Origin of the sequence: Proteus sp. fly-1089 (genome assembly GCF_040138965.1) — a bacterium.
Taxonomy (GTDB): domain Bacteria; phylum Pseudomonadota; class Gammaproteobacteria; order Enterobacterales; family Enterobacteriaceae; genus Proteus; species Proteus vulgaris_B.
The window spans coordinates 38,245-62,641 of record NZ_JBEETS010000009.1; the positions used below are offsets into that span (position 1 = coordinate 38,245).

21 protein-coding genes, 1 tRNA gene and 1 riboswitch are annotated in these 24,397 nt (G+C 39.3%); of the genes, 11 read left to right on the forward strand and 11 right to left on the reverse strand.

Annotated features, from left to right (window positions below; translation table 11 throughout):
- Window positions 1–216: 216 nt before the first annotated feature.
- From ABN080_RS16495 to rpsU, 4 genes are all read right to left on the reverse strand, one after another.
- A tRNA-Ile gene (locus ABN080_RS16495) sits at window positions 217–293 on the reverse strand.
- Between the two features lie 334 nt (window positions 294–627).
- Window positions 628–2,481: an RNA polymerase sigma factor RpoD gene (gene rpoD / locus ABN080_RS16500; protein WP_072070077.1), complete on the reverse strand. Its 1,854-nt coding sequence runs from the start codon at window positions 2,479–2,481 to the stop codon at window positions 628–630.
- A 186-nt stretch (window positions 2,482–2,667) separates the two neighbouring features.
- A complete protein-coding gene (gene dnaG / locus ABN080_RS16505; RefSeq protein ID WP_349441591.1) occupies window positions 2,668–4,416 on the reverse strand; it encodes a DNA primase in 1,749 nt (582 codons plus the stop codon).
- Between the two features lie 112 nt (window positions 4,417–4,528).
- Window positions 4,529–4,744, reverse strand: a complete 216-nt coding sequence (rpsU, locus tag ABN080_RS16510; protein ID WP_001144069.1) for a 30S ribosomal protein S21 — start codon at window positions 4,742–4,744, stop codon at window positions 4,529–4,531.
- Window positions 4,745–5,084: 340 nt separating this feature from the next.
- Between rpsU and tsaD the strand changes: the two genes are divergently transcribed.
- Window positions 5,085–6,107 (forward strand): tRNA (adenosine(37)-N6)-threonylcarbamoyltransferase complex transferase subunit TsaD, encoded by a 1,023-nt coding sequence (gene tsaD, locus ABN080_RS16515; protein ID WP_196554747.1) that lies wholly within the window; start codon window positions 5,085–5,087, stop codon window positions 6,105–6,107.
- A gap of 97 nt (window positions 6,108–6,204) precedes the next feature.
- On the opposite strand, the gene plsY is transcribed toward tsaD, so the two are convergent.
- Window positions 6,205–6,861 carry a glycerol-3-phosphate 1-O-acyltransferase PlsY gene (gene plsY / locus ABN080_RS16520; RefSeq protein ID WP_072070074.1) on the reverse strand — a complete coding sequence of 219 codons (657 nt, stop codon included), beginning with the start codon at window positions 6,859–6,861 and terminating at the stop codon, window positions 6,205–6,207.
- Window positions 6,862–6,965: 104 nt separating this feature from the next.
- Between plsY and folB the strand changes: the two genes are divergently transcribed.
- Window positions 6,966–7,316: a bifunctional dihydroneopterin aldolase/7,8-dihydroneopterin epimerase gene (gene folB, locus ABN080_RS16525; protein WP_196554746.1), complete on the forward strand. Its 351-nt coding sequence runs from the start codon at window positions 6,966–6,968 to the stop codon at window positions 7,314–7,316.
- On the opposite strand, the gene ABN080_RS16530 is transcribed toward folB, so the two are convergent.
- Window positions 7,317–8,555 (reverse strand): multifunctional CCA addition/repair protein, encoded by a 1,239-nt coding sequence (locus tag ABN080_RS16530; protein WP_349441545.1) that lies wholly within the window; start codon window positions 8,553–8,555, stop codon window positions 7,317–7,319.
- Window positions 8,556–8,582: 27 nt separating this feature from the next.
- A complete protein-coding gene (locus tag ABN080_RS16535; RefSeq protein ID WP_349441546.1) occupies window positions 8,583–9,203 on the reverse strand; it encodes a TIGR04211 family SH3 domain-containing protein in 621 nt (206 codons plus the stop codon).
- Window positions 9,204–9,422: 219 nt separating this feature from the next.
- Here ABN080_RS16535 and ABN080_RS16540 point away from each other — a divergent pair, with 219 nt between their 5' ends.
- The 3 genes from ABN080_RS16540 (at window position 9,423) to hldE (ending at window position 14,733) form a co-directional block, all read left to right on the forward strand.
- Complete coding sequence (locus ABN080_RS16540) at window positions 9,423–10,346, forward strand: CYTH domain-containing protein (RefSeq protein ID WP_196554743.1); 924 nt, start codon at window positions 9,423–9,425, stop codon at window positions 10,344–10,346.
- 26 nt (window positions 10,347–10,372) lie between these two features.
- Window positions 10,373–13,213: a bifunctional [glutamate--ammonia ligase]-adenylyl-L-tyrosine phosphorylase/[glutamate--ammonia-ligase] adenylyltransferase gene (gene glnE, locus ABN080_RS16545; protein ID WP_349441547.1), complete on the forward strand. Its 2,841-nt coding sequence runs from the start codon at window positions 10,373–10,375 to the stop codon at window positions 13,211–13,213.
- Window positions 13,214–13,308: 95 nt separating this feature from the next.
- Entirely contained in the window at window positions 13,309–14,733 is a 1,425-nt protein-coding gene (gene hldE / locus ABN080_RS16550) for a bifunctional D-glycero-beta-D-manno-heptose-7-phosphate kinase/D-glycero-beta-D-manno-heptose 1-phosphate adenylyltransferase HldE (RefSeq protein ID WP_349441548.1), read from the forward strand.
- Between the two features lie 96 nt (window positions 14,734–14,829).
- On the opposite strand, the gene ABN080_RS16555 is transcribed toward hldE, so the two are convergent.
- Window positions 14,830–15,534: a GntR family transcriptional regulator gene (locus ABN080_RS16555; RefSeq protein WP_072070067.1), complete on the reverse strand. Its 705-nt coding sequence runs from the start codon at window positions 15,532–15,534 to the stop codon at window positions 14,830–14,832.
- A gap of 301 nt (window positions 15,535–15,835) precedes the next feature.
- Here ABN080_RS16555 and ABN080_RS16560 point away from each other — a divergent pair, with 301 nt between their 5' ends.
- Both ABN080_RS16560 and ABN080_RS16565 read left to right on the forward strand, forming a co-directional pair.
- Entirely contained in the window at window positions 15,836–17,464 is a 1,629-nt protein-coding gene (locus ABN080_RS16560; protein ID WP_349441549.1) for an alpha-glucoside-specific PTS transporter subunit IIBC, read from the forward strand.
- Entirely contained in the window at window positions 17,464–18,786 is a 1,323-nt protein-coding gene (locus tag ABN080_RS16565; RefSeq protein WP_349441550.1) for a 6-phospho-alpha-glucosidase, read from the forward strand. Before ABN080_RS16560 ends, ABN080_RS16565 begins: the two co-directional genes overlap by 1 nt.
- Window positions 18,787–18,889: 103 nt before the next feature.
- Here ABN080_RS16565 and ubiK read toward each other — a convergent pair whose 3' ends face one another.
- Window positions 18,890–19,210: a ubiquinone biosynthesis accessory factor UbiK gene (gene ubiK / locus ABN080_RS16570; protein WP_164526720.1), complete on the reverse strand. Its 321-nt coding sequence runs from the start codon at window positions 19,208–19,210 to the stop codon at window positions 18,890–18,892.
- Between the two features lie 202 nt (window positions 19,211–19,412).
- Window positions 19,413–19,572, forward strand: a riboswitch (FMN riboswitch).
- Window positions 19,573–19,698: 126 nt separating this feature from the next.
- Between ubiK and ribB the strand changes: the two genes are divergently transcribed.
- From ribB to ABN080_RS16590, 4 genes are all read left to right on the forward strand, one after another.
- Window positions 19,699–20,352, forward strand: a complete 654-nt coding sequence (gene ribB / locus ABN080_RS16575; protein WP_072070063.1) for a 3,4-dihydroxy-2-butanone-4-phosphate synthase — start codon at window positions 19,699–19,701, stop codon at window positions 20,350–20,352.
- Between the two features lie 174 nt (window positions 20,353–20,526).
- The gene (ygiD, locus tag ABN080_RS16580) at window positions 20,527–21,312 is read left to right on the forward strand and encodes a 4,5-DOPA-extradiol-dioxygenase (RefSeq protein ID WP_349441551.1); all 786 of its coding nucleotides are present in this window, start codon (window positions 20,527–20,529) and stop codon (window positions 21,310–21,312) included.
- Between the two features lie 343 nt (window positions 21,313–21,655).
- Complete coding sequence (locus ABN080_RS16585; RefSeq protein WP_349441552.1) at window positions 21,656–21,907, forward strand: type II toxin-antitoxin system CcdA family antitoxin; 252 nt, start codon at window positions 21,656–21,658, stop codon at window positions 21,905–21,907.
- 14 nt (window positions 21,908–21,921) lie between these two features.
- Entirely contained in the window at window positions 21,922–22,227 is a 306-nt protein-coding gene (locus ABN080_RS16590) for a CcdB family protein (protein WP_349441592.1), read from the forward strand.
- 99 nt (window positions 22,228–22,326) lie between these two features.
- Here the strand turns inward: ABN080_RS16590 and ABN080_RS16595 are convergent, their stop codons facing one another.
- Window positions 22,327–23,490 (reverse strand): glutathionylspermidine synthase family protein, encoded by a 1,164-nt coding sequence (locus tag ABN080_RS16595; RefSeq protein ID WP_072070059.1) that lies wholly within the window; start codon window positions 23,488–23,490, stop codon window positions 22,327–22,329.
- Window positions 23,491–23,498: 8 nt separating this feature from the next.
- On the reverse strand, window positions 23,499–24,227 hold the full coding sequence (locus ABN080_RS16600; RefSeq protein WP_196554734.1) for a DUF1190 family protein: 729 nt from the start codon (window positions 24,225–24,227) through the stop codon (window positions 23,499–23,501).
- Window positions 24,228–24,397: the final 170 nt, after the last annotated feature.

Below are 24,397 nucleotides of genomic sequence, written 5' to 3' on the forward strand. Positions count from 1 at the left end.
GTGGTATAACTCACCACTTAAGTAAAGTGAGTGCATATAAAGCTATTATATTGACACGAGAATTACTGGCTTAAATAGAGTTTTATGTATAGTGAATTTGTTGGTTTGATATGAGATAAAAATATTTGATAGGGCAAAAAAGGGGCCATGATCTATAAAAACAAAAAAGCCACTTGCTAAGAAGTGGCTTAATGCGCTGATTTAACAGCTAAAACTTGGTGGCCCCTACTGGACTTGAACCAGTGACCAAGCGATTATGAGTCGCCTGCTCTAACCAACTGAGCTAAGGGGCCTTAATGGAGTGAGATTATACGTGCCATTTGGCACTAGGTCTAGCCTTTGAATGACTGTATGCGCAATTTATACTCAATCTAAACAATAAAAAGATAAAATAGAGAATAACTGTGATATCAATAACCTAGTGTAAGAATTGAGAGGTAAGCCTAGGTAGATGCGTAATATTATAAATAAATAGGCTATTTTTTATAAATGTACATTGTAAAAAATGGTTGTTGAGAAACTCTGAACAATAACCTTCAAACTAGAGATAGATCCGTGATTGGCCGATAAAAAAACGCCTGTGAATATCACAGGCGTTTGTTATAACGTAAATTGAGAGAAAGCTAATTACTCGTCAAGGAAGCTACGTAATACTTCAGAGCGACTTGGGTGGCGTAATTTACGCAGTGCCTTCGCTTCAATCTGACGAATACGTTCACGGGTAACATCAAACTGTTTACCCACTTCTTCCAAGGTATGGTCTGTATTCATATCGATACCAAAACGCATACGCAGGACTTTCGCTTCACGTAATGTTAAACCAGCTAACACTTCGTGCGTTGCTGAACGTAAGCTTTCTGATGTTGCAGAATCCAAAGGTAGCTCGAGAGTTGTATCCTCGATAAAATCACCTAAATGTGAATCTTCATCGTCACCGATTGGGGTTTCCATGGAGATTGGTTCTTTAGCGATTTTCAGTACCTTACGAATTTTATCTTCAGGCATCAGCATGCGTTCAGCAAGCTCTTCTGGTGAAGGCTCACGTCCCATCTCTTGTAACATTTGGCGAGAGATACGGTTTAGCTTATTAATCGTTTCAATCATGTGAACAGGGATACGAATTGTACGCGCCTGATCAGCGATTGAACGAGTAATTGCTTGGCGGATCCACCATGTTGCGTAAGTTGAGAATTTATAACCACGACGGTATTCAAATTTATCAACCGCTTTCATCAGACCGATATTCCCTTCTTGGATCAAGTCAAGGAACTGTAAGCCACGGTTGGTATATTTTTTCGCGATAGAGATAACTAAACGTAAGTTCGCTTCGACCATCTCTTTTTTCGCACGACGTGCTTTTGCTTCACCGATAGACATACGACGGTTAATGTCTTTAACCTGTTCGATTGTCAGACCAGTTTCAACTTCAATTTGTTGCAGTTTTTGCAAGCTGCGTTGTACTTCTTCTTCAATACCTGCCAGTTTTTCAGACCAAGGCTTATTCATTGCACGAGCAGCAGTGAACCATGTGTCATTGGTTTCGTTACCTGTAAACAGCGTAATGAAGTTTTTCTTAGGCATCTTAACTTGATCAACACAAAGACGCATGATGTGACGTTCTTGAGCACGAACTCTGTCCATCATGTCACGCATGTTGTTAACCAGATAATCAAACTGTTTCGGAACTAAACGGAACTGTTTGAAAATTTCAGATAACAATAAGATCTCAAGTTCTGTATCTTTGTGATTACGACCTTTGGCCTTGATAGTCTGGCGAGTTTTCTCGTATTGTTCACGAAGCTCAGTAAATTTTTGGCGAGCTAATTCAGGATCGATGCTGTTATCATCATCGCTATCGCTGTCATTATCGCCATCTTCATCTTCGTCTTCATCTTCGTCTTCAGCATCGTCAACTTCATCATCACTTTTGCCTAAATTGACCACTTCACTCTCTGCCACTTCTTCGGCATTTGGATCAATAAACGCAGTAATTAAGTCAGAAAGACGTGCTTCACCAGCTTCAACGCGATCGTATTGTTCAAGAAGATAAGTAATTGCTTCTGGATATTCAGCAACAGAGCATTGAACCTGGTTAATACCATCTTCAATACGTTTTGCGATATCAATTTCACCTTCCCGGGTAAGCAATTCAACCGTACCCATTTCACGCATATACATACGCACAGGATCGGTTGTACGGCCAATCTCAGATTCTACACTAGAAAGTACCTGAGCCGCGGCTTCTGCCGCATCATCATCAGTGTCATTTGAATTTTCTGCCAGCATCAGATCATCGGCGTCAGGTGCTTCTTCCATAACCTGAATGCCCATGTCGTTAATCATCTGGATGATGTCTTCGATTTGATCTGAATCGACGATATCTTCCGGCAGATGGTCATTGACCTCAGCATAGGTCAGGTAGCCTTGCTCCTTACCTTTAGTAACAAGTAGCTTCAGCTGTGACTGCGGGTTTTGCTCCATAAGACGGTATCCACACTTCAAAGTAATTTGGGTTGGTGTCGGTCGGCGATAACTGTTCAGCCAACAATAACTACGGAGGGGCATTTTCATTGTCGATTGCTACGGTCCCCTCAGCGTAGCAAATGTAGGTTTTTAGTACCTACCGATAGCGGCAATTAAGCCGTGTTTTTAATCTTAATTCTGTATTTACTTTTTAACGCGTGCCTGTATTATCAACTGGACTTCTTCGCGTTCATTTTGCGTTAGGCCTTCTGTTCTCTCTTTTGCAATAAGGGCGTTTAAACGTTCGTCCATTGCAGTTAAAAAAAGATGATCTAACGTATCTGTAAAGGTTTTCTCTGCAATCTCATCTATATCTATATCGTTCCACATTGCCAGTTTTTCAAGCTGTTTACCGAATTTATTCTCTCTGTAGAGTTCGATAATCTGTCCTGTATTAAGGCCAGGTTGTGCTTGGCAAACGGAAACTAATTCAATAAAAAGCGATAAACCTGCAATTTTTTCAGTATTTAATCCCTCGAGAGGGGGCACTAATTTAGAAAATTCTGGATTTTGTATCAATAGGGCAATTAATACACGCATTGGTGTTGTGCGTAATTTTGTCGGTTGATACGAAGATCCGTGATTCACCGATGCTCTACCAAATAAGCGATCCATTTGCTCAATATCGGGATTTCCCGTTAAGCTACCAAGCTCTCTTAATAAATATAGACGCAAAGTCTCACTTGGGATCTTATCTATTAATGGTCGAGCTAAACTGTATAACTTACCATTGCCTTCTTGAGTACTCAGATCCACCTGAGGAACGAGCGAATCAAATAGAAATTCTGATAATGAATGTGATTGTTCCATACGTTTTTCAAAGGATTCTTTACCTTCACGACGCACCAATGAATCAGGGTCATCACCTTCAGGTAAAAACATAAAACGTAAAGAACGGCCATCATTTAAAAAAGGAAGTGCAGTTTCTAGTGCTCGCCAAGCGGCATCTCGTCCTGCTCTATCTCCATCATAGCAGCAAATAATGTTATCCGTTGTTCTAAAGAGCAACTGAATATGTTCTGCTGTTGTGGAGGTTCCTAATGAGGCAACGGCATAATCAATACCAAACTGCGCTAATGCCACAACATCCATATAACCTTCAACAACTAATAGCTTTGTAACGTTATTATTAGATTGTTGTGCTTCATAAAGACCGTAAAGTTGGCGTCCTTTATGGAAAATTTCTGTTTCTGGTGAGTTTAAGTATTTCGGTAAATCATCACCGAGAACTCGTCCACCGAAGGCAATAACACGACCACGCCTATCTCTAATCGGAAACATAACACGTTGGCGAAAACGGTCATAAGTTCGACCATTATCATTGGTTATTACCATGCCTGCTTCAAGAAGTAGGGCTTTATTATCGGCATTTTGACCAAACCGCTTTAGGACATTATCCCAACCAGTAGGAACAAACCCAATAGAAAAACGACTAATAATATCTTCACTAAGACCACGATGCGCAAGGTAATTTCTAGCTTCATGAGCATCAGGCTTATTGAGAGCACTACTATAATATTGGTTCAATTTCTCCATCACTTGATAGAGATTTTGTCTTATATGTCGTTCAATTGGGCTACTACCCGTTCCTGATTCATAAGGAACTTCTAACCCATGCATTGCTGCTAACTCTTCAATGGTTTCGACAAAATCGAGTCTGTCGTAATTCATTAAAAAATCAATAGCATTGCCATGCGCGCCGCAACCAAAACAGTGATAAAACTGTTTGTCGCTATTTACTGTGAAAGAGGGCGTTTTTTCATTATGAAACGGACAACACGCTGAATGATTTTTGCCTTGTTTTTTTAACGGCACGCGAGCGTCGATAAGATCGATGATATCGGTTCGAGCTAGCAAATCATTAATAAATGAACGTGGAATTCGTCCAGCCATAAGCCCTTTTACGCCTGTTGTTGAACGAGAATAAGCCGCGCTCTCATAAGAAAGCACGGCCTTTAACTGCGACTACAGTGTCTGCATATGTTGCGGGGTAAGCCGCAAAATATTAGTACAGACGAGTACGACGTGCGTTTTCGCGAGCTAATTTTTTAGCGTGACGTTTTACTGCTGATGCTTTAGCGCGTTTACGCTCAGTCGTTGGTTTTTCATAAAACTCACGACGACGTACTTCTGCTAATACGCCTGCTTTTTCACAAGAGCGTTTGAAACGACGAAGAGCAACGTCAAATGGCTCGTTTTCACGTACTTTGATTACCGGCATGTGCCTCTCACCTCAATAGAAATCGGTTTGCGCTGGCGTTGTTTAAGCCAGCCGACATTTAAAATGGTGCGGAATTTTACTTCAAAGCAGGGCACTTTGTAAAGAGATGCACAAAATTGAAACGCAAACTCCCGCTTTTGTGTCTTTTTAATAAGCACAAAAAGCAAAAGTCGCTAACCACACATTTAAATCACTTAAAATAGGTGAATAATTATAGACCAGAAAAAGGAATTTGTCACATGCTGGTATGTAAAAGATGTTGCGAAGGCGTATAAAATCACCGAAATAATGATACAATCGGTTCATTACGCGAGTTAGCGAAGAAGAATTTGGAAGCGTTATGCGAGTTTTAGGTATTGAAACATCTTGCGATGAAACCGGTATCGCAATTTATGATGATAAAGCCGGGCTATTAGCAAATCAACTTTATAGTCAAATTAAGCTGCACGCTGATTATGGTGGAGTCGTGCCTGAGCTTGCTTCACGGGATCATATCCGTAAAACAGTGCCTCTTATCCAAGCCGCACTAAAAGAAGCAAATTTAACGGCAAAAGATATTGATGCTGTTGCTTATACCGCAGGTCCTGGCCTTGTTGGTGCGTTATTGGTGGGAGCGACTATCGGACGTTCACTCGCTTTTGCGTGGGATGTTCCCGCTATTCCAGTGCACCATATGGAAGGTCATTTATTAGCGCCGATGCTTGAAGAAAAAACGCCTGAATTTCCGTTTGTTGCCTTGTTGGTTTCTGGTGGTCATACACAATTAATTAGTGTGACAGGAATTGGTGAATACACCTTATTAGGTGAATCTATTGATGATGCAGCGGGTGAAGCTTTTGATAAAACAGCTAAGTTACTGGGATTAGATTATCCAGGGGGGCCTGTATTATCAAAAATGGCGCAACAAGGTACAGAAGGGCGATTTATTTTCCCTCGCCCAATGACAGACCGGCCTGGGCTTGATTTTAGTTTCTCGGGCTTGAAAACCTTTGCTGCTAACACCATTCGTCAAAATGATGATTCAGACCAAACTCGTGCGGATATTGCTCGTGCTTTTGAAGATGCTGTTGTTGATACTTTGGCGATAAAATGTCGTAGAGCTTTAGAACAAACAGGCTTTAAGCGTTTAGTGATGGCGGGTGGCGTGAGTGCAAATCGTACATTACGAGCTAAAATGGAAGCGGTTATGAAACAATTAGGTGGGGAGGTTTTCTATGCTCGCCCCGAATTGTGTACCGATAATGGTGCAATGATCGCATTAGCGGGCATGATCCGTTTTAAAGGTGGTACAGAAGGCCCATTAAGTGTGACCGTAAGACCTCGCTGGCCATTGGCGGAGTTGCCTGCACTGGAAAATAAATAGTGTATCAGTATCAGTAAAAGAAAAGCCACTGTTGTGAACTGACCCCAGTTTATTGAAGTGGCTTTTTTGTGTCATTTACTTTTAAGACTGAGTGAAATTAATCTTCTTTTTCTTGCTCTTTAGCTTCTTGAATGATCTCTTTTTCTGTTTTCTCAGTTTTTTTCTTCAGTTTATGCCAAATCCGGCTTTCTTGACCACGCCATAAACGTTGAATATTGTCGTGATGACGGTAAAGTACCAGACATGATAGTAAAGCAACGGGATAAGTGAATTCTGGCTTAAACCACCAAACATAAAAAGGGGCGAGCAATGCGCTGATAATGGCGCCAAGCGATGAATAGCCACTGAGTAATACGGTGAGTAACCAAGTTCCAGCAATAAGACCACTTAAATCCCAACCAATAGCGGCGATAGCACCAAAGGCAGTTGCAACACCTTTACCACCCTTAAAGTGGAAGAAGACTGGGTAGATATGCCCAAGGCAAGCCGCTATGGCAACAATGCCGAGGTAAAAAGGAGGCACATTTAAGTAATAGGCGAGCCAAACAGGGATCATCCCTTTTAGGACGTCACAGATAAGAACTGCCGCAGCGGCTGCTTTTCCACCGATACGTAGGACGTTGGTCGCTCCAGGATTGCCAGAGCCAGATTTTCTTGGATCGGGTAATCTTGCCAATCGGCAAATCAATATCGCGCTGGAGATTGAGCCGCACAAGTAGGCGAAGATGATCATTCCAAGTGCGTTAGCACTCATTTGTATTCTCCAATGTTTATGTAAGTTCGTTAGACATGTATGGATAATACGCATATTTCATCGGAAGTGGTATCCGATGAGCAGAAAAAATAAGAGATGACGTGATGGATATCGTATTTATTGAGCAATTATCAGTAATAACCACAATCGGTGTTTATGATTGGGAAAAAAACATAAAACAAAAATTAGTGTTCGATATCGAAATGGAATGGGATAACAAACGCGCATCCCAAACCGATGATGTTGCTCATTGTTTAGATTATGCCAGTGTTAGTCAGGCGATCATTGAGTACGTTGAGACTCGACGTTTTGAGTTAGTTGAACGAGTGGCGGAAGAGGTGGCACAGCTACTGATTACTCAGTTTGCTGTACCTAGAGTCAAAATTAAATTAGCCAAGCCAGGTGCAGTAGCACAAGCAAAAAGTGTGGGTGTGATTATTGAGCGTAAAGCTTAATTATTCGTTCTCTAGAGTAAGTCGCGATTTCCATTTTATAATCGCGACTTCTCGTTGTTTTGTTAACGCCTCTCGTATTGCACTGCCTTTTAATCCACTATCAATTATTGGCTTTATATCTACATTATTTGTTATCGCAAAAGCTTGGCAAAGAAAAGAACGTTGTGGATAAGCTAAGTTTTCTAACCCTAGACGTCCTCTAGCATCCGCTTCACTGACTATCGCTAATTGTTCGACACGTTCAGGTTTTCGCCATGCATCAATGGCATCAAATAAGCGGATAATTTTAGAAGGGCGCATTCTATCGATACGATGGATATGATCGTGATATCTTGCTGTTAAACGAGCCAAATCACGAATGTGATTTGGAATACGATATCGTTGACATAATGCCTCAACTAAAGGTATGCCAGCAGGGCCATGCCCGTGATGATGAGGCCATTTTTCAGGTGGAGTTGTTCCTTTTCCTAGATCATGGCATAAGGCACTAAAACGCACTGCAATATCATCTGTTAATTGACTGGCGATATTAAGCACCATCATGGTGTGAACGCCTGTATCAATTTCGGGATGCCATTTTTCAGGGGCAGGTACGCCAAATAAGGCATCAATTTCGGGGAAAAGAACCTTTAAAGCACCGCACTGGCGTAAAACTTCAAAGTAAACTTGAGGAGCGTGGCTCTCAAGTGCTTTTTCAGTCTCTTTCCAAACGCGTTCTGCCGTTAGTGCGTTTAGTTCTCCACTTTGCGCCATTACTTTCATTAACTGTAACGTTTCTGGTGCTACGCTAAAACCTAAAGGCGCAAATCGAGCGGCAAATCGTGCAACACGTAGAACTCTTAAGGGATCTTCTGAAAATGCGTCAGAGACATGGCGAAGTAATCTTGCATTGATGTCATCTATGCCGTGGTAAGGATCGATATATTCGCTATCGGCAGAATAAGCAATAGCGTTTATGGTGAGATCACGACGGGCTAAATCATCTTCTAAGGTAACATCTGGTGCGGCGTAGCAGGTAAATCCCGTGTAGCCAGAACCTGATTTTCTTTCCGTACGTGCAAGGGCATATTCTTCATGTGTTTCAGGATGAAGAAAAACGGGAAAATCTTTGCCAACTTGTTGATAGCCTTGTTGTAACAGTTCTTCGGGTGTTGCGCCAACAACAACCCAATCTCTATCTTTTACAGGTATCTGTAATAATTGGTCACGCACAGCGCCACCAACAAGGTATATTTCCACGGGATCATGATTCCTTTTGGCTGAATATTAGTTCATCCAACGATCGTTGCGTTTACGACGACGAGGAATGATATGCGGAAGGATCAGACCAAAAATAAGACCCGCACCAGCAACACCACCACCATACATAAACCACTGCAAGATGATGTCACGTTGTCGGTCATCTAACTGTTGATTAGCAAAATCGAGTTTTTTCTCAGCAACAGCAAGTTTTGTTCTCATCTGCTCATTTTCTTTTTTCAAAACATTGATTATGTCATCGCTGTTTGAGACTTTGTTTTGCATATCTATAGTACGTTGATTCCAGCTTTGGTCGATATTCGCTAGTTTATCACGTAGTGTTTGGATCTCTTTTTCCATAGCAGGGATACGAGTGCGCATGCTTGGTTGGGCGCTTAGTTGGTTTTCTGGCAACCAGACAGTACGATCTTTATCGTCTTTAATCTGTACATAACCCGTTGCTGCATTACGAGAAAGTACAGTCACTGTTGAACCTGAATTTAAAGAGCCAACAATTCGGTACTGATTTCCTGGTCCACTATGCACATAAGTGGATAATTCATCGGAAACATAGCGAGTTTCTGCGTGTGAGCTTAGAGAAACACTTAAGCCAAGTAAGGAAATAAAAAGTAAGGGTAATTTTCGCATTATGTTTTCAACTTTTTTATCTATACAAGAGAATATTTTTACTGATACTAAAGAGTAAAGTTTGCGTAAGCAAATAGTAAACCAGAATGAGAACAGTCTTAACTGGTAGAATATAGGGATAATCTGCCTTTTATTCATTATTGTTATTAGGCTATCACTTGCTAAATAAAAATGCGTCAAATATTTTACTAATCAATTGATTTACTTAAGGGAAATAGAATGAGCCAATTAGAAACCGAACTCAAAATGAGTGCCATACCTGCCGCTATTCCTCATATTATTCAGCGCATTCTGACTCTACCACATCAGCATTCCATCCCTAAAAAGCTGACTAATCTTTACTTTGAGACTGCTGATAATCAGATCCGTCGTTGGGATATGGGATTACGTATTCGTGGTGTTGATGATCATTATGAAATGACGATTAAAACGGCAGGAAAAGTTGTTGCTGGCTTACATCAACGCCCAGAATATAACGTTGAACTAACACAACCTAAATTAGATTTAGCTCGCTTTCCTGCGGAAATCTGGCCAGAAAAAACAGATCTAGCTTTATTAGAATCTCAGCTTAATGTGTTGTTTCATACAGATTTTTATCGTGAAATCTGGCTTGTTGAGTATCAAGATAGTCAAATAGAAGTGGTATTAGATCAAGGCGTAATTCGTACTGAGCAATATGAATTACCGATCGAAGAGTTTGAGCTAGAACTTAAAAAAGGTAATGTGTCAGACGTTATTGCATTAGCAACGTATTTAGGTAAAAAAGGCGGATTACGTCTTGCCTCACGCAGTAAAGCTGCGCGTGGTTATTATTTGGCAAAAGATAAGCCTGCGTTATCGTTGAGTGTCGTGAATCTTTCTCCTAGTGATACAACGGCACAACAACTTACGAAATGGTTAAGTGCAATACAGGCATTAGAAGAAGCTATTTTTGCTAATCCCACATCGCCGACAATTACCATGCCTGCAATGTTGGCGTTATTTTCTGATTGGTGTAAAAAACAGTCTAATTTGCCAGAGCCGATGCAATATTCACTGAATGCAATTTCACCGTTAACATTTACAACCGCAACCGATTATTATCATGTTTTATGGTTAAACTTTAAGTTATCTTCTATGTCGTGGTTACTGTCTATTGCTTAATTTCCTGACTACGTGAGAGTCTATTTATGTCTGTTATCAGTGTACTTCAATCATTGTGGGATAAAGCACAGTGTAGTTTTTCTTCTCAACTTAATGCGCTGGCACCTTTTAGTGAGCAAGAACAACAATTTCTTGCATTTAGTCCTTTTGCAACCGAGCATTTTCGGGTTAATCCTCAATGGTTGACTGATATCAGGCAAAATCCACCCACGGGTATCGAATGGCAGAGTTATGAAACTCAATTAGCAGCAATGTTAGTCAATGTTGATAATGAAGATGATGTTATGCGGATCTTGCGTCAATTTCGCCATCAACAATTAGTGCGCATTGCATGGTTACAATTTTTCCAATTAGGCGATATTCCTTGTGCACTAAAACATTTAAGTGTACTTGCTGAAACTCTAATTTGTGTCGCAAGAGACACGCTTTATCAGCAATGTTGCCGACAATGGGGAACACCTTGTGATAGTGAAGGTAAACCACAACCATTTCTGATATTAGGTATGGGAAAATTAGGTGGATTTGAACTTAATTTTTCTTCTGATATCGACTTGATTTTTGCTTATCCTGAAAATGGATTTACCCAAGGTGGACGCCGAGAGCTTGATAATGCTCAATTTTTTACACGATTAGGCCAAAAACTGATTAAAGTACTTGATCAACATACTATTGATGGCTTCGTTTATCGTGTTGATATGCGATTGCGCCCATTTGGAGAAAGTGGGCCTTTGGTGATGAGCTTTGCTGCACTTGAAGATTATTATCAAGAGCAAGGGCGTGATTGGGAACGTTATGCCATGATCAAGGCTCGTGTTTTAGGTGCTGAAAAGAAAGAATACTGCCAAGTATTACGCCAAATGTTGCGTCCTTTTGTGTATCGCCGTTATATCGATTTTAGTGTTATTCAATCACTTCGTAATATGAAGTCGATGATAAGCCGTGAGGTTCGCCGTCGTGGCATGATTGATAACATAAAACTCGGTGCTGGTGGCATTCGTGAAATCGAATTTATTACACAAGTTTTTCAGTTAATTCGCGGTGGCAGAGAGCCTGAACTACAGAGTAACTCACTATTAACAGTATTAAAGGCGATCACAACGCTTGAATTATTAACAGAAAAAGAAACAGCGCAATTATCTGAAAGCTATCTCTTTCTTCGTCGGTTAGAAAACTTATTACAATCCATTGGTGATCAGCAGACGCAAACTTTACCAGATAATGAAGAGGATAAAGCACGACTCACTTTTGCAATGGGATATGATAATTGGGAAACGCTTTATCAAGAAATTAGCCACAAAATGCAGGCTGTTTCTGTTATTTTCACGCAATTAATTGGTGAAGAAGATGAAAATGATGAAGAAGAGGATACCTCAGAGTTTAAACGCCTCTGGTTACTTGGGCGTTTGCCTGAGACTTCGTCATTACTTCATCAATCACTCACGGTTGAGTCATTGAATGCAATTAATCAGACATTACAAATATTTCGCCAAGATATCGGTAAGCGAACGATAGGGCCAAGAGGGCGAGATGTTCTTGATACATTAATGCCAAAATTACTGGCTAAGATTTGCCAGCAACCTCAAACGTTAGTTACGTTACAACGAGTCACACCATTATTATTAAGCATTGTGAGTCGTACAACCTATTTAGAGTTGATGCAAGAGTCTGATGAAGTCCTCACTCATGTTATACGATTATGTGTAGCATCTCCGATGATAGCAGAACAGTTGGCACTTCATCCTTTACTGTTAGATGAATTACTTGATCCTAATTCACTCTATCAGCCACTACCTTTAGATGCGTATCGTGATGAATTACGTCAATATTTATTACGTGTACCAGAAGAAGATGAAGAGCAACGACTAGAAGCACTGCGCCAATTTAAACAAGCTCAACTGTTGCGTATTGCTGCGGAAGATATCACGGGGGTATTACCCGTGATGAAAGTTAGCGATCACTTAACGTATCTAGCGGAAGCCATCATTCATGCTGTTGTTCATCAAGCTTGGTCATATATGGTGAAGCGTTATGGTGAGCCTGAACATTTAGCCAATCGTGATGGCCTAGGTTTTTCGGTGATTGGATACGGCAAATTGGGGGGATGGGAATTAGGCTATAGCTCAGATTTAGACTTAGTGTTTTTATTAGACTGTCCAATGAATATCGTGACAACGGGAGCAAAACAGATTGATGCTCGTCAGTTTTATCTGCGCCTAGCTCAACGCATTATCCATTTATTTAGTACACGAACCTCTTCGGGCGTATTGTATGAAGTTGATGCACGTTTACGCCCTTCCGGTGAGTCAGGAATGTTAGTAAGTACGATCCAAGCTTTCGATGAATATCAGAAAAATGAAGCATGGACATGGGAACATCAAGCCTTAATTCGAGCTAGAATGATTTATGGTGATGAGCAACTACAACAGATGTTTTCTCGTATTCGCCACGAAACATTGTGCCTTTCTCGTGATGCCAACGTATTGCAACATGAAGTACGCGAAATGCGCCAAAAAATGGTGCAACATCTTGCACCAACACAAGCAGACAAGTTTGATTTAAAAACCTCATCGGGGGGGATTACCGATATTGAATTTATCGCTCAATATTTGGTATTGCGTTTTTCTCATCAATATCCTGCATTGACACGTTGGTCTGATAATGTGCGTATTTTTGAGTTAATGGCAAAATATCAAGTGATGGGTGAAGAAGAAGCTCAGGCTTTGACACATGCTTATGTCACATTACGTAATGAGTTACACCATCTTGCTCTACAAGCGTTACCTGCGATTGTGGATAACAATTGTTTTATTGTAGAGCGAGAACACGTATTAAAAAGCAAGCAAAAGTGGCTTGGCGAGCAAGAGTAAGTGTTTGTTAGCAGGAACGCTTATGAGTGTCTCTTTTTGCTTAACAAGTTATGGTATTATTTCGGCTTATTTTGAAAATAAATGTGGAGTATGGGATGAAAGTAACGCTGCCGGATTTTAATAAGGCCAATGTACTGGTTGTCGGTGACGTCATGTTAGACCGCTATTGGTATGGCCCTACAAGCCGTATTTCACCAGAAGCCCCAGTGCCAGTGGTCAAAGTAGATACCACAGAAGAGCGCCCCGGTGGTGCGGCAAACGTGGCAATGAATATTGCTTCTCTCGGTGCTAATTCACGTTTAGTGGGTTTAACGGGTATTGATGAAGCTGCCAAAGCATTGAGTAATACATTAAATCAGGTCAATGTACGCTGTGATTTTGTCTCTGTTGCGACACATCCAACCATTACAAAATTACGAGTGCTTTCACGTAATCAACAATTAATTCGTCTTGATTTTGAAGAAGGGTTTAGCAATGTTGATCCTCAGCCTATCTATGAACGTATTCAACAGGCGTTGCCTTCTATTGGCGCACTGATTTTATCAGATTACGCGAAAGGCGCACTTTCTCATGTTCAAGAAATGATCCAACTTGCAAAGAAAGCGGGTGTTCCTGTATTAATCGACCCTAAAGGGTGTGATTTTGAGCGTTATCGTGGAGCAACGTTATTAACGCCGAATATGTCAGAATTTGAACAAGTTGTCGGTGTTTGTAAAACCGATGATGAGCTAGTGGAAAAAGGTACTCAATTAGTTCGAGATTTAGATCTTGATGCTTTACTGATCACACGGTCTGAACGTGGAATGAGCCTTATTCGAGCGAATGAAGCGCCATTACATTTACCAACACAAGCCCAAGAAGTTTATGATGTTACTGGTGCGGGCGATACAGTAATAGGTGTATTAGCAACCTCTTTAGCAGCAGGTAAACTTTTAGGTGAAGCTTGCTTCCTTGCAAATGCAGCAGCGGGTGTTGTGGTGGGTAAACTAGGGACATCGACAGTATCACCTATTGAATTGGAAAATGCCATTCGTGGCCGTGCCGACAACGGTTTTGGTATAATGGAAGAAGAACAATTAAAACAAGCAGTTGAATTAGCACGTCAGCGCGGTGAGCGCATTGTGATGACTAATGGATGTTTTGATATTCTTCACGCAGGTCATGTCAGTTATTTAGCCAATGCACGTAAGTTAGGTGATCGCCTTATTGTTGCTGTAAATAGTGATGCCTCGACTAAGCGTTTAAAAGGTGAGACACGTCCTGTTAACCCATTAGAGCAGCGTATGACAGTGCTCGGAGCCTTAGGTGCAGTAGACTGGGTTGTTGCATTTGAGGAAGATACACCACAGCGCTTAATTGCCTCTGTCTTACCCGATATTTTAGTCAAGGGCGGGGATTATAAACCTGAAGATATCGCGGGTAGTAAAGAAGTTTGGGCAGCAGGCGGTGAAGTTAAAGTGCTGAATTTCGAAGACGGCATTTCGACAACGAACATTATTAATGCGATTAAAAAGAAATAGTGGCATAAATTAACGACTAAAGGCACTCTTTGGAGTGCTTTTTTTATAATAAAGAATCCAACTATTATAAATTTTTAATGATAATTTTATTAATGGTTATTGTTCTCTTTTTAAATGATACTCAACAATATAATCTTGAGTGTTTCTATACATAATTGAATAATTAATATAATCGCCCTGAGTGCTATATGATAATGTGCTGAGTCTTAATATTGGAATATTAGTTTCTATTTTTAATAATTGACAAATGTTGTTATCAGGCATAATAGGGTGAAAGGTCTCATAACTTCCTGATATCTTTATTTGGCAAACATTTTCAATAAAATCAAATTTAGACCCTTCTAAATGAGTTAAGGTTAAATTACGAAAATATTTAACAGGCATGTAACTGTCTTCAACAATAAGCGGTTTATTGTCGACGTAACGTATTCGCCTTGAATAAAAAATACGTTCATTTGAATTGATACGTAATTTACTGGCAATAGATAAGGGACAGGGAATAACACGAAATTCTATGACTTCACTTTTTACATTATGACCTGTATTTGCCATTAATTCGACAAAGCCTTTTAGGCTAGCATTTTCATGATGGACATCTTTTTCTTTAATATAAGTCCCAGAGCCATGTTTTCGCTCTAATAATCCTGCGGTCACTAATAAATCTACTGCTTTACGTATTGTCATCCTCGATACGTTGTATTGTTGTGCTAATGATTTTTCTGCTGGTAAAGGGTCACCTATTTGATATCCAGCCGAATTTATTTGAATTCTTAGGCTTTTTGCAATGTCTTTGTAGATCATTTTTATACCTCTTTTTATTCTTAAAATCGGCTCTCCTTATTTAATTTATCTTAATCTAATCTTTTGATATATAGGATAATCATTTATACCTCTAAAATGTGAACGTTATCAAAAAATAAAAAGTGATCTGCTTTTTGACTAAAAATGAGATCACTTTGCCTGAAAGATTAGTATGAATCAGATCACGAATAACTCATTTCAGATGAGAGAATAAAGAGAAAAGAATCTAATCTGAATTTACAGAAAAAAAATGAATTAAATATCACGCCGTTTCAGTAGCAGTAAATAAGAGGATATTTTTATGCTCAGTCAAATACAACGATTTGGTGGAGCCATGTTTACTCCTGTCCTGCTATTTCCATTTGCAGGTATTGTTGTAGGCATTGCCATTTTATTACAGAATCCATTATTTATTAGTGAAGATTTATTAAGACCCGATAGTTTATTTGCCCAAATTGTTCATATTATTGAAGAAGGGGGATGGACTGTTTTTCGTAATATGCCTCTTATTTTTGCAATTGGCTTACCAATCGGTTTAGCTAAAACTGCACAAGCAAGAGCTTGCCTTGCTGTAATGGTGAGTTTTCTCACTTGGAATTATTTTATTAATGCAATGGGAATGGTTTGGGGAAGTTATTTTGGTGTGGACTTTACAAATGAGATTGGTGGAAATAGTGGCTTAACAATGATCGCTGGAATTAAAACATTAGATACCAGTATTATTGGAGCAATTATTATTGCGGGTATAGTTACAGGTATTCATAATCGTTATTTTGATAAACAGCTTCCTGTTTTTTTAGGTATATTTCAAGGGACTTCGTATGTTGTGTTAATTAGTTTCTTTGTTATGTTACCGTTAGCATGGATAACATTATTTTTCTGGCCAAAAGTACAAATTGGTATTCAATCGTTACAAGTATTTATGGTTGAATCTGGCTCTTTAGGTGTTTGGATATATACATTTCTTGAACGTATTTTAATTCCTACTGGCCTACATCACTTTATTTATGGCCCATTTATTTTTGGCCCAGCAGTCACTGAACATGGAATTCAAGTTGATTGGGCTCAAAATATGCAATATTTCAGTCAAAGCACTGAATCTTTAAAAGAGCTATTTCCTGAAGGGGGTTTTGCACTACATGGTAATAGCAAAGTCTTTGGTTCTATTGGTATAGCACTTGCTCTTTATTTTACTGCTGCACCTAAAAATAGAGCCAAAATTGCAGGTTTACTTATACCCTCTGCATTGACCGCTGTATTTGTGGGAATAACAGAACCTTTAGAGTTCACATTCTTATTTATCTCTCCGTTATTGTTTGCCATTCATGCCGTGTTAGCTGCCACATTAGCGACAACACTTTATCACTTTGGGGTTGTCGGAAATATGGGCGGAGGGATCATCGATAATTTTCTTCCTATGAATTGGATCCCAATGTTTCATAACCATTACGGAATGATTATTACACAAATAGTCATAGGGCTTATTTTCACAATGATTTGGTTTGTAGTGTTTAGAACATTAATTATCAAACTTAATTTAAAAACACCAGGTCGTGAAGAGGATGATGAAGAGATCAAGCTTTATAGCAAACAAGATTATAAAAATAAAAAGTCACAAGTTTCAGATAGTTCAAAAACAGCAAAAGAAGACCACAAACTCGCACTTCCTAAAGGCATTCTTGAAGGCTTAGGTGGAGGTGCAAATATCAAATCTTTAAATAACTGTGCAACACGTTTACGCATTGAAGTAATTGATAATGAAGTAGTTGAAACAGATGCCTATTTTAAAGGGCTCGGTGTACATGGTGTAGTGCGTAAAGGCCATGCATTGCAAATCATTATCGGGCTACACGTTTCTCAAGTAAGAGACAAAATTGAACAACTTATGAAAGAAGATCCACAAAAAATCACCTTGTCGGAGGCTATATAATGAAGAAGTTCTCAGTCGTAATTGCAGGTGGCGGTAGTACATTTACACCCGGTATTATTTTGATGCTACTGGAAAATTTAAAACGTTTTCCATTAAGAGCCATCAAATTTTATGACAATGATGCCGAGAGGCAAGAGACCATTGCTAAAGCTTGTGAAATAATTCTTACTGAAAAAGCACCTGAAATTGAATTTTGCTATACCACAGATCCTAAAACTGCCTTTACGGATGTTGATTTTGTTATGGCTCATATTCGTGTTGGTAAATATCCAATGCGTGAAAAAGATGAAAAAATTCCTTTACGCCACGGTGTATTAGGGCAAGAAACCTGTGGGCCTGGTGGCATTGCTTATGGTATGCGTTCTATTGGTGGTGTATTAGAATTGGTTGAATATATGGAAAAATATTCACCAAATGCATGGATGTTAAATTATTCTAACCCAGCAGCCATTGTTGCCGAAGCTACGCGTCGCTTAAAGCCGAATGCAAAAATCTTAAATATTTGTGATATGCCAATTGGTATTGAGTCACGTATGGCGCAAATTGCAGGATTAAAATCACGTAAGGAGATGCGTGTCCGCTATTACGGCTTAAATCACTTTGGTTGGTGGACGCAAGTTGAAGACTTGCAAGGCAATGATTTACTGCCGATTATTCGTAAACATGTTGCTGAGCATGGTTATATTCCTAAAGTAGAAGGAGAGCCTGTTGAAGCAAGCTGGAACGATACTTTTGGTAAGGCAAAAGATGTTTGGGCGCTAGATCCAGCAACTATGCCAAATACTTACTTGAAGTATTATTTGTTCCCTGATTATGTTGTTGCGCATTCTGATCCTCATCATACGCGCGCTAATGAAGTGATGGAACACAGAGAAAAGAACGTTTTTAGTGCTTGTCGAGCTATTACAGCAGCGGGTAAATCATCAGCTGGCCATCTTGAAATAGATGAGCATGCCTCTTACATTGTCGATCTTGCGACGGCTATCGCGTTTAATACTCAAGAAAGAATGTTGCTGATCGTTCCTAACAACGGATCAATTATTAATTTTGATCCTGAAGCAATGGTTGAGATCCCTTGTATTGTCGGAAGCCATGGACCAGAACCTTTAGTCATGGGCAAAATTCCATTGTTCCAAAAAGGGATGATGAGTCAGCAAGTTGCCGTTGAAAAATTAGTGGTAGAAGCCTGGATTGAAAAATCCTATTTGAAACTGTGGCAAGCCATTACGATGTCTAAAACTGTGCCAAGCGCGACTGTCGCAAAAGCAATTTTAGATGATTTAATTGAAGCAAATAAAGACTATTGGCCAGAATTAAAATAGTGAGTAATTAATTTATAGAGCATATAAAAAATAACCCTGTGTCTGGGTAAGATACAGGGTTTTTGCTTTATTAATAAAGAGAATAACTAATAAAGTAAATGGATTAAGCTTTATTTTCTGTTTGAGTTTCTACTGTAATTTCAACGTCTTCAACTTGGATAACTTCAGCTTGAGGTTTTGCAATCAGACCAGCTTCTAGCTCATTTAAACGGTGTTCTAAGCGTGTTAGTTTTTCACGAGTGCGTAATAAGACTTGAGTCTGTACATCAAACTCTTCGCGATTGACTAAATCCAACTTGTTTAATTGAGATTGCAGAACAGTGCGGATTTTTTTATCAATATCATCACCAAAATCTTTGATGCCTTGTGGCAAAACGTTTTGGATTTGGCGCGCGACTTGTTCAAGTTTTTTCGGGTCCAACATGGGAAGTCCTCACAAATAAAATAGAAAGCTGAGGCTAAGTGTAATATGAGGGCTGAGGGAATAAAACCAGATATCAGGATTATTGTTATTTTTTTATTATAAATCGTTAAATAACCGTATGTCATAACGTGATTATGTGATTAAACGAGTATTGTCACGGATTGATTATTGCCACTTATAATTTTAAAGCGTATAGTTTCTTCGTTAATCTCAGGGCGGGGTGAAAGTCCCCACCGGCGGTAGATACTTGAAGATCCAAGTAAAGCCCGCGAGCGCTTTGTGTTGCCATTGCAATGCAAAGGTCAGCAGATCCAGTGTGATTCTGGAGCCGACAGTTAAAGTCTGGATGGGAGAGAATAAAATAGCATCAGTAGGATCATTGTATCCATTCCTGTTGTTTCTGCTTATATTTTTTATTAAGCAGAGATCCACTCCTAAGACTGCCCTGGTTCTGGTAACTTTCATTAATTATTGAGGTTTTTTTTACCATGAATCAGACGCTACTTTCCGAATTCGGTAATCCATTTGAGCGTGTTGAACTTGCTCTTGAAGCCCTTCGTGCTGGTAAAGGCGTGATGGTGCTCGACGACGAGAACCGCGAAAATGAAGGCGATATGGTTTTCGCAGCAGAAACAATGACCACAGAACAAATGGCGATGTCTATTCGTCATGGTAGTGGCATTGTGTGTTTATGCATTACAGAAGAACGCCGTCAGCAACTTGATTTGCCTATGATGGTGGAAAATAACACCAGCCATTTCCATACAGCATTTACAGTAACGATTGAAGCAGCACAAGGTGTAACAACAGGTGTTTCAGCATCTGATCGTTTAACCACAGTACGTGCAGCAGCAGCTGACAATGCAAAACCAAGTGATTTGAATCGCCCAGGTCATGTATTTCCATTACGTGGCCAACCTGGTGGTGTGTTAACTCGTGGTGGGCACACAGAAGCGTCAATTGATTTAGCAACATTAGCCGGTTTTAAACCTGTTGCAGTGTTATGCGAATTAACCAATGACGATGGCACAATGGCAAGAGCACCAGAAGTGATTACTTTTGCTAAAAAGCACAATATGCCTGTGTTAACTATTGAAGACTTAGTGGCTTATCGTCTTCGTGAGGAGAAAAAAGCTGGCTGAAATTAACATGTTATAACCGACACTGAAAACACACACACTTATTCAAGCCGCTTAAGGAAACTTAGGTGGCTTTTTTCATATTTTTTGAATAACTATTTCATACTTCTTTGACTATATTTCAAGTAAGAAGGCGCTATGCTAACGCCATAAGATCACAAGCCATAAGAGGTGATTATGGACACAAAAATGATGCCAGCGCTATTTATTGGACATGGTAGCCCAATGAATGTATTAGAAGACAATACATATACTCGCCTCTGGTCAAAATTAGGGGAAACGCTTCCTCAACCTAAAGCGATTTTAGTGATTTCGGCCCATTGGTATACCGATGGAACTTATGTAACGGCAATGTCTCAACCAAAGACAATTCATGATTTTTATGGTTTCCCAGCAGAATTATATGCAATAAAATACCCAGCGCGAGGTTCAATAGGCTTAGCTGCGCTGATTGAAGATCTTATTGATCCGATTAAATTAAAACTCGATATGGATCAATGGGGATTCGATCATGGTAGTTGGGGGATACTCGAAAAAATGTATCCCAATGCGAATATTCCTGTTGTTCAATTAAGCATTGATGCTAACCAATCAGCGCAATGGCACTATGAATTAGGGCAAAAGCTGGTTGAATTACGTAAAGAAGGTGTTTTAATTATTGGTAGCGGTAATATCGTTCACAATTTAAGAATGATGGACTGGCAAAATAGCGATGCGACACCTTATCCTTGGGCACTTTTATTTAGTGAAACCGTAGAACATAGTCTACAAAGCGATAAAGTGCCAACTGATCTTTTTACGATTTTATCAACGGAAGAAGGGCAATTGTCACACCCAACAGCAGAACATTTTTTACCTGCGTTATACCTATTAGGTTTAAAACAAGAAGGTGAAAAAGTAACATTACTGAATAATGATATTGTTAATAAATCGCTCAGTATGATGACATTTCAAATTGGGTAAGATTGTTCAATAAACCCAATTTATAAAATCTAAAGGTCAAATTCACCTTTGTGGAATTTGACCTTTTTTATATTAAATATAATGTATCGACTCATTATATTTCCCTCGTTGTTGATCTTTCCAATTTTCTATATAGATATAATTAATATATTTAACCTTTTGTTTATATTGGTTTTATTTTTATTTGGCGAAAATTTTGATAAACTTCATAGCTATTAGATGAATGCTTTTTATATTTCTCTAAATAAATTAATTATGTTTTTTGAATATCTCCCAGTTTGATGTTGATAATTATCTGCTCTACACTTTTGCACATAAATGATGCACATAAATGGAGCTTATAATGAAAACATTGACGATGAGTAAAAAAGATAAACGAGGAGTTAATGTGTATCTAACTGTAAAATTGGTGGATGAAGCGCGAGAGCTTGGAATTAATTTATCAGCAACACTCGATCAAATGTTATCTGATGCCATTCGTGAAAAAAAGCGGGAACAGTGGAAAACTGAAAATAAAAATGGCATTCAAGCTCTTAATGAATTCGAACAGGAAATGGGGTTATTTACTGATGATGATGAATATAGGGTTATTTAATGTCTTAATACACAATATATCGTAATAAATCCCTTAAATCGAAAGAACAGTACCCTTATTTTATTGATATTCAAAATGAACTACTAAGTGATATTGATTCTCGGGTCATTATGCCGATTACTCAGTTATCACATAAGAACTCTCAAATAGAGATATTGGCACCCGTTATTGAAATAGATAATCAGAAATATGTTGTTATGACGAAATCTATAACAGCCGTAGCAAAGAGTAAGTTAAGAACAGTTGATATTGTGTGTGTTAGACCTGAGATCCATACAGCAATAGTGCCTGCTATGGATATGATCATTTCTGGAATATAGTCTTATATTGAAATCATCAAAATAGAAAGCTATTTTGAATAAAAAAACACCTTACCGCTAACAAGCAATAAGGTGCTCAATATAATTTTAAGATTTCTATCAATCTAAAATAATATGTGGATAGAATCGTGAGAGATCTTGCGTAATAAGCTCTCTATCTTCTCTGATGCATATACCCGCAGATTGATCGTTTACCAGCCAGCTACCAATTAATGTATAGCTATCACCAAATTTTGGTAGTGGATGGAAATCTTGAACAATAAAGCCTTCTTCACCGTAAGGGCCATCTGCAACAGCAATATCTTTACCATTTTCAACAATACGAATATTCGCACCTTCGCGTGAAAATAGAGGCTTGATAACATAACGAGATAATGAATCAGGCGCTTTACCCTCATAGAAATAAGCAGGTAGCAGGTTAGGGTGATTAGGGAACATTTCCCATAGCATTGGTAATAATGCTTTATTTGAGATAATGCTCTTCCAAGATGGTTCTAACCAACGAATACCCGCATCAGCCAGTTTAGTTGAGAAGTCTTCACGGAACATAAATTCCCAAGGGTAAAGCTTAAACATATTGCTGATTATCTGATCTTGCAGATCAGTTAATTCACCACGCTCACCTAAACCCAGATCTTCAATAAAGACAAAGTCAGTTGTGACGCCGGCTTCTTCAGCACAATCTTGTAAATATTGAACTGTACCGCGATCTTCTTCAGTGTCTTGGCAACAAGACATATGCAGATAACGCATTCCGTATTGATCGCGAAGCTCAGCAAAGCGATCAATTAATTTTTCTTGAATACTATTAAATTGATCGGCATTTTGCGGTAAACGACCGGCATTAACTTGATCTTCAAGCCAGATCCATTGAAAAAAAGCAGATTCATACAGTGAAGTTGGCGTATCAGCATTATTTTCTAACAGTTTTGCCGGACTTTTACCGTCATAGGCTAAATCAAGACGTGAATAGAGTGAAGGTTGAGATGATTTCCAAGAATCACGCACAAAATCCCAGCAGTGACGCGGGATTTGAAAGCGTGTTAGCAACTCTTCACTGTTCGCCACTTTATCAGCGACTTGTAAGCACATCTGATGAAGCTCTTCTGTGGTTTCTTCTAGGGTTTCAACCTCATCCATTGAGAATTGATAATAAGCATCTTCAGACCAATAAGGCTCGCCATACATGGTATGAAAGTTAAAGCCAAATTCAGTCGCTTTTTCACGCCAATCCGGGCGTTCAATAATATTTTCGCGTTTCATGGTGTTAATTAACCACCTGAACGGTAAGAAGATGAACCCGTTGAGCTACGATTATTATTCGTTGCACTGGTACGTTGAGCCGCAGCTTGTCTTGATACTGTATTACCAAAGCCACCACGAGTTACCGTTGAGGTTGTTGATGGTTTTGGAGTCATTGCTGTTTTTGGTACGTTCATTTGACGACCACCAACCGCAGGACCATAGTTACGGCCTGTCGCATCCACAAATTTACCATTTGCAGGGCTGGTTGGATTACGCGAACTAAACAATGGTTGTGCTGGTGCGCCACCACCCATTAGGCGACCCATCATATAGCCCGCCATTAATGGCATAAAGAAGCTACCACCGGAGTTAGCTTGAGCCATTTGCGAGCTGTCTGGGCTTAAATTATTGGCATTTTCCGTACTAACAGGCTGTCCATCTATAGATGCTGTTTGTGTACATTGTGCATCACCAAATTCAGCTACACAGTCTTCTAATGTTGCGTATTTAGGTGCGGTACGTTGCGCTTCTTGCAATGCAGTGCGATAAGAGTCTTCACACTGTGCTGCTTGTGAAGGGTTCGCTTGAGCACATTCTTGTGCGTTCATATACAGTGAAACTGTCTCGTCGCTCTCTTCACATCCTGAAAGCGCAAATACAGCAGTGATGGCGATTGCAACAGGCGCCAGACGATAAGGACGAAATGCTTTACGAAAAGCATCACGATTAATCGATTTGGTACGTTTCATTGACATATTGGTAAGATCCATAAAAGGTAAAACGTTCAAAATAAAAGCTAGGATAGGTTAAATAGTTTAGAAAATAAATAAGAAACACCTAATCATCAAGGATAACCAGAAATTTGTGATCTTTATAAGGTTAAGAGTAATGAAATTAGGTAAATCCTCTCTTTTCAACCTAATTG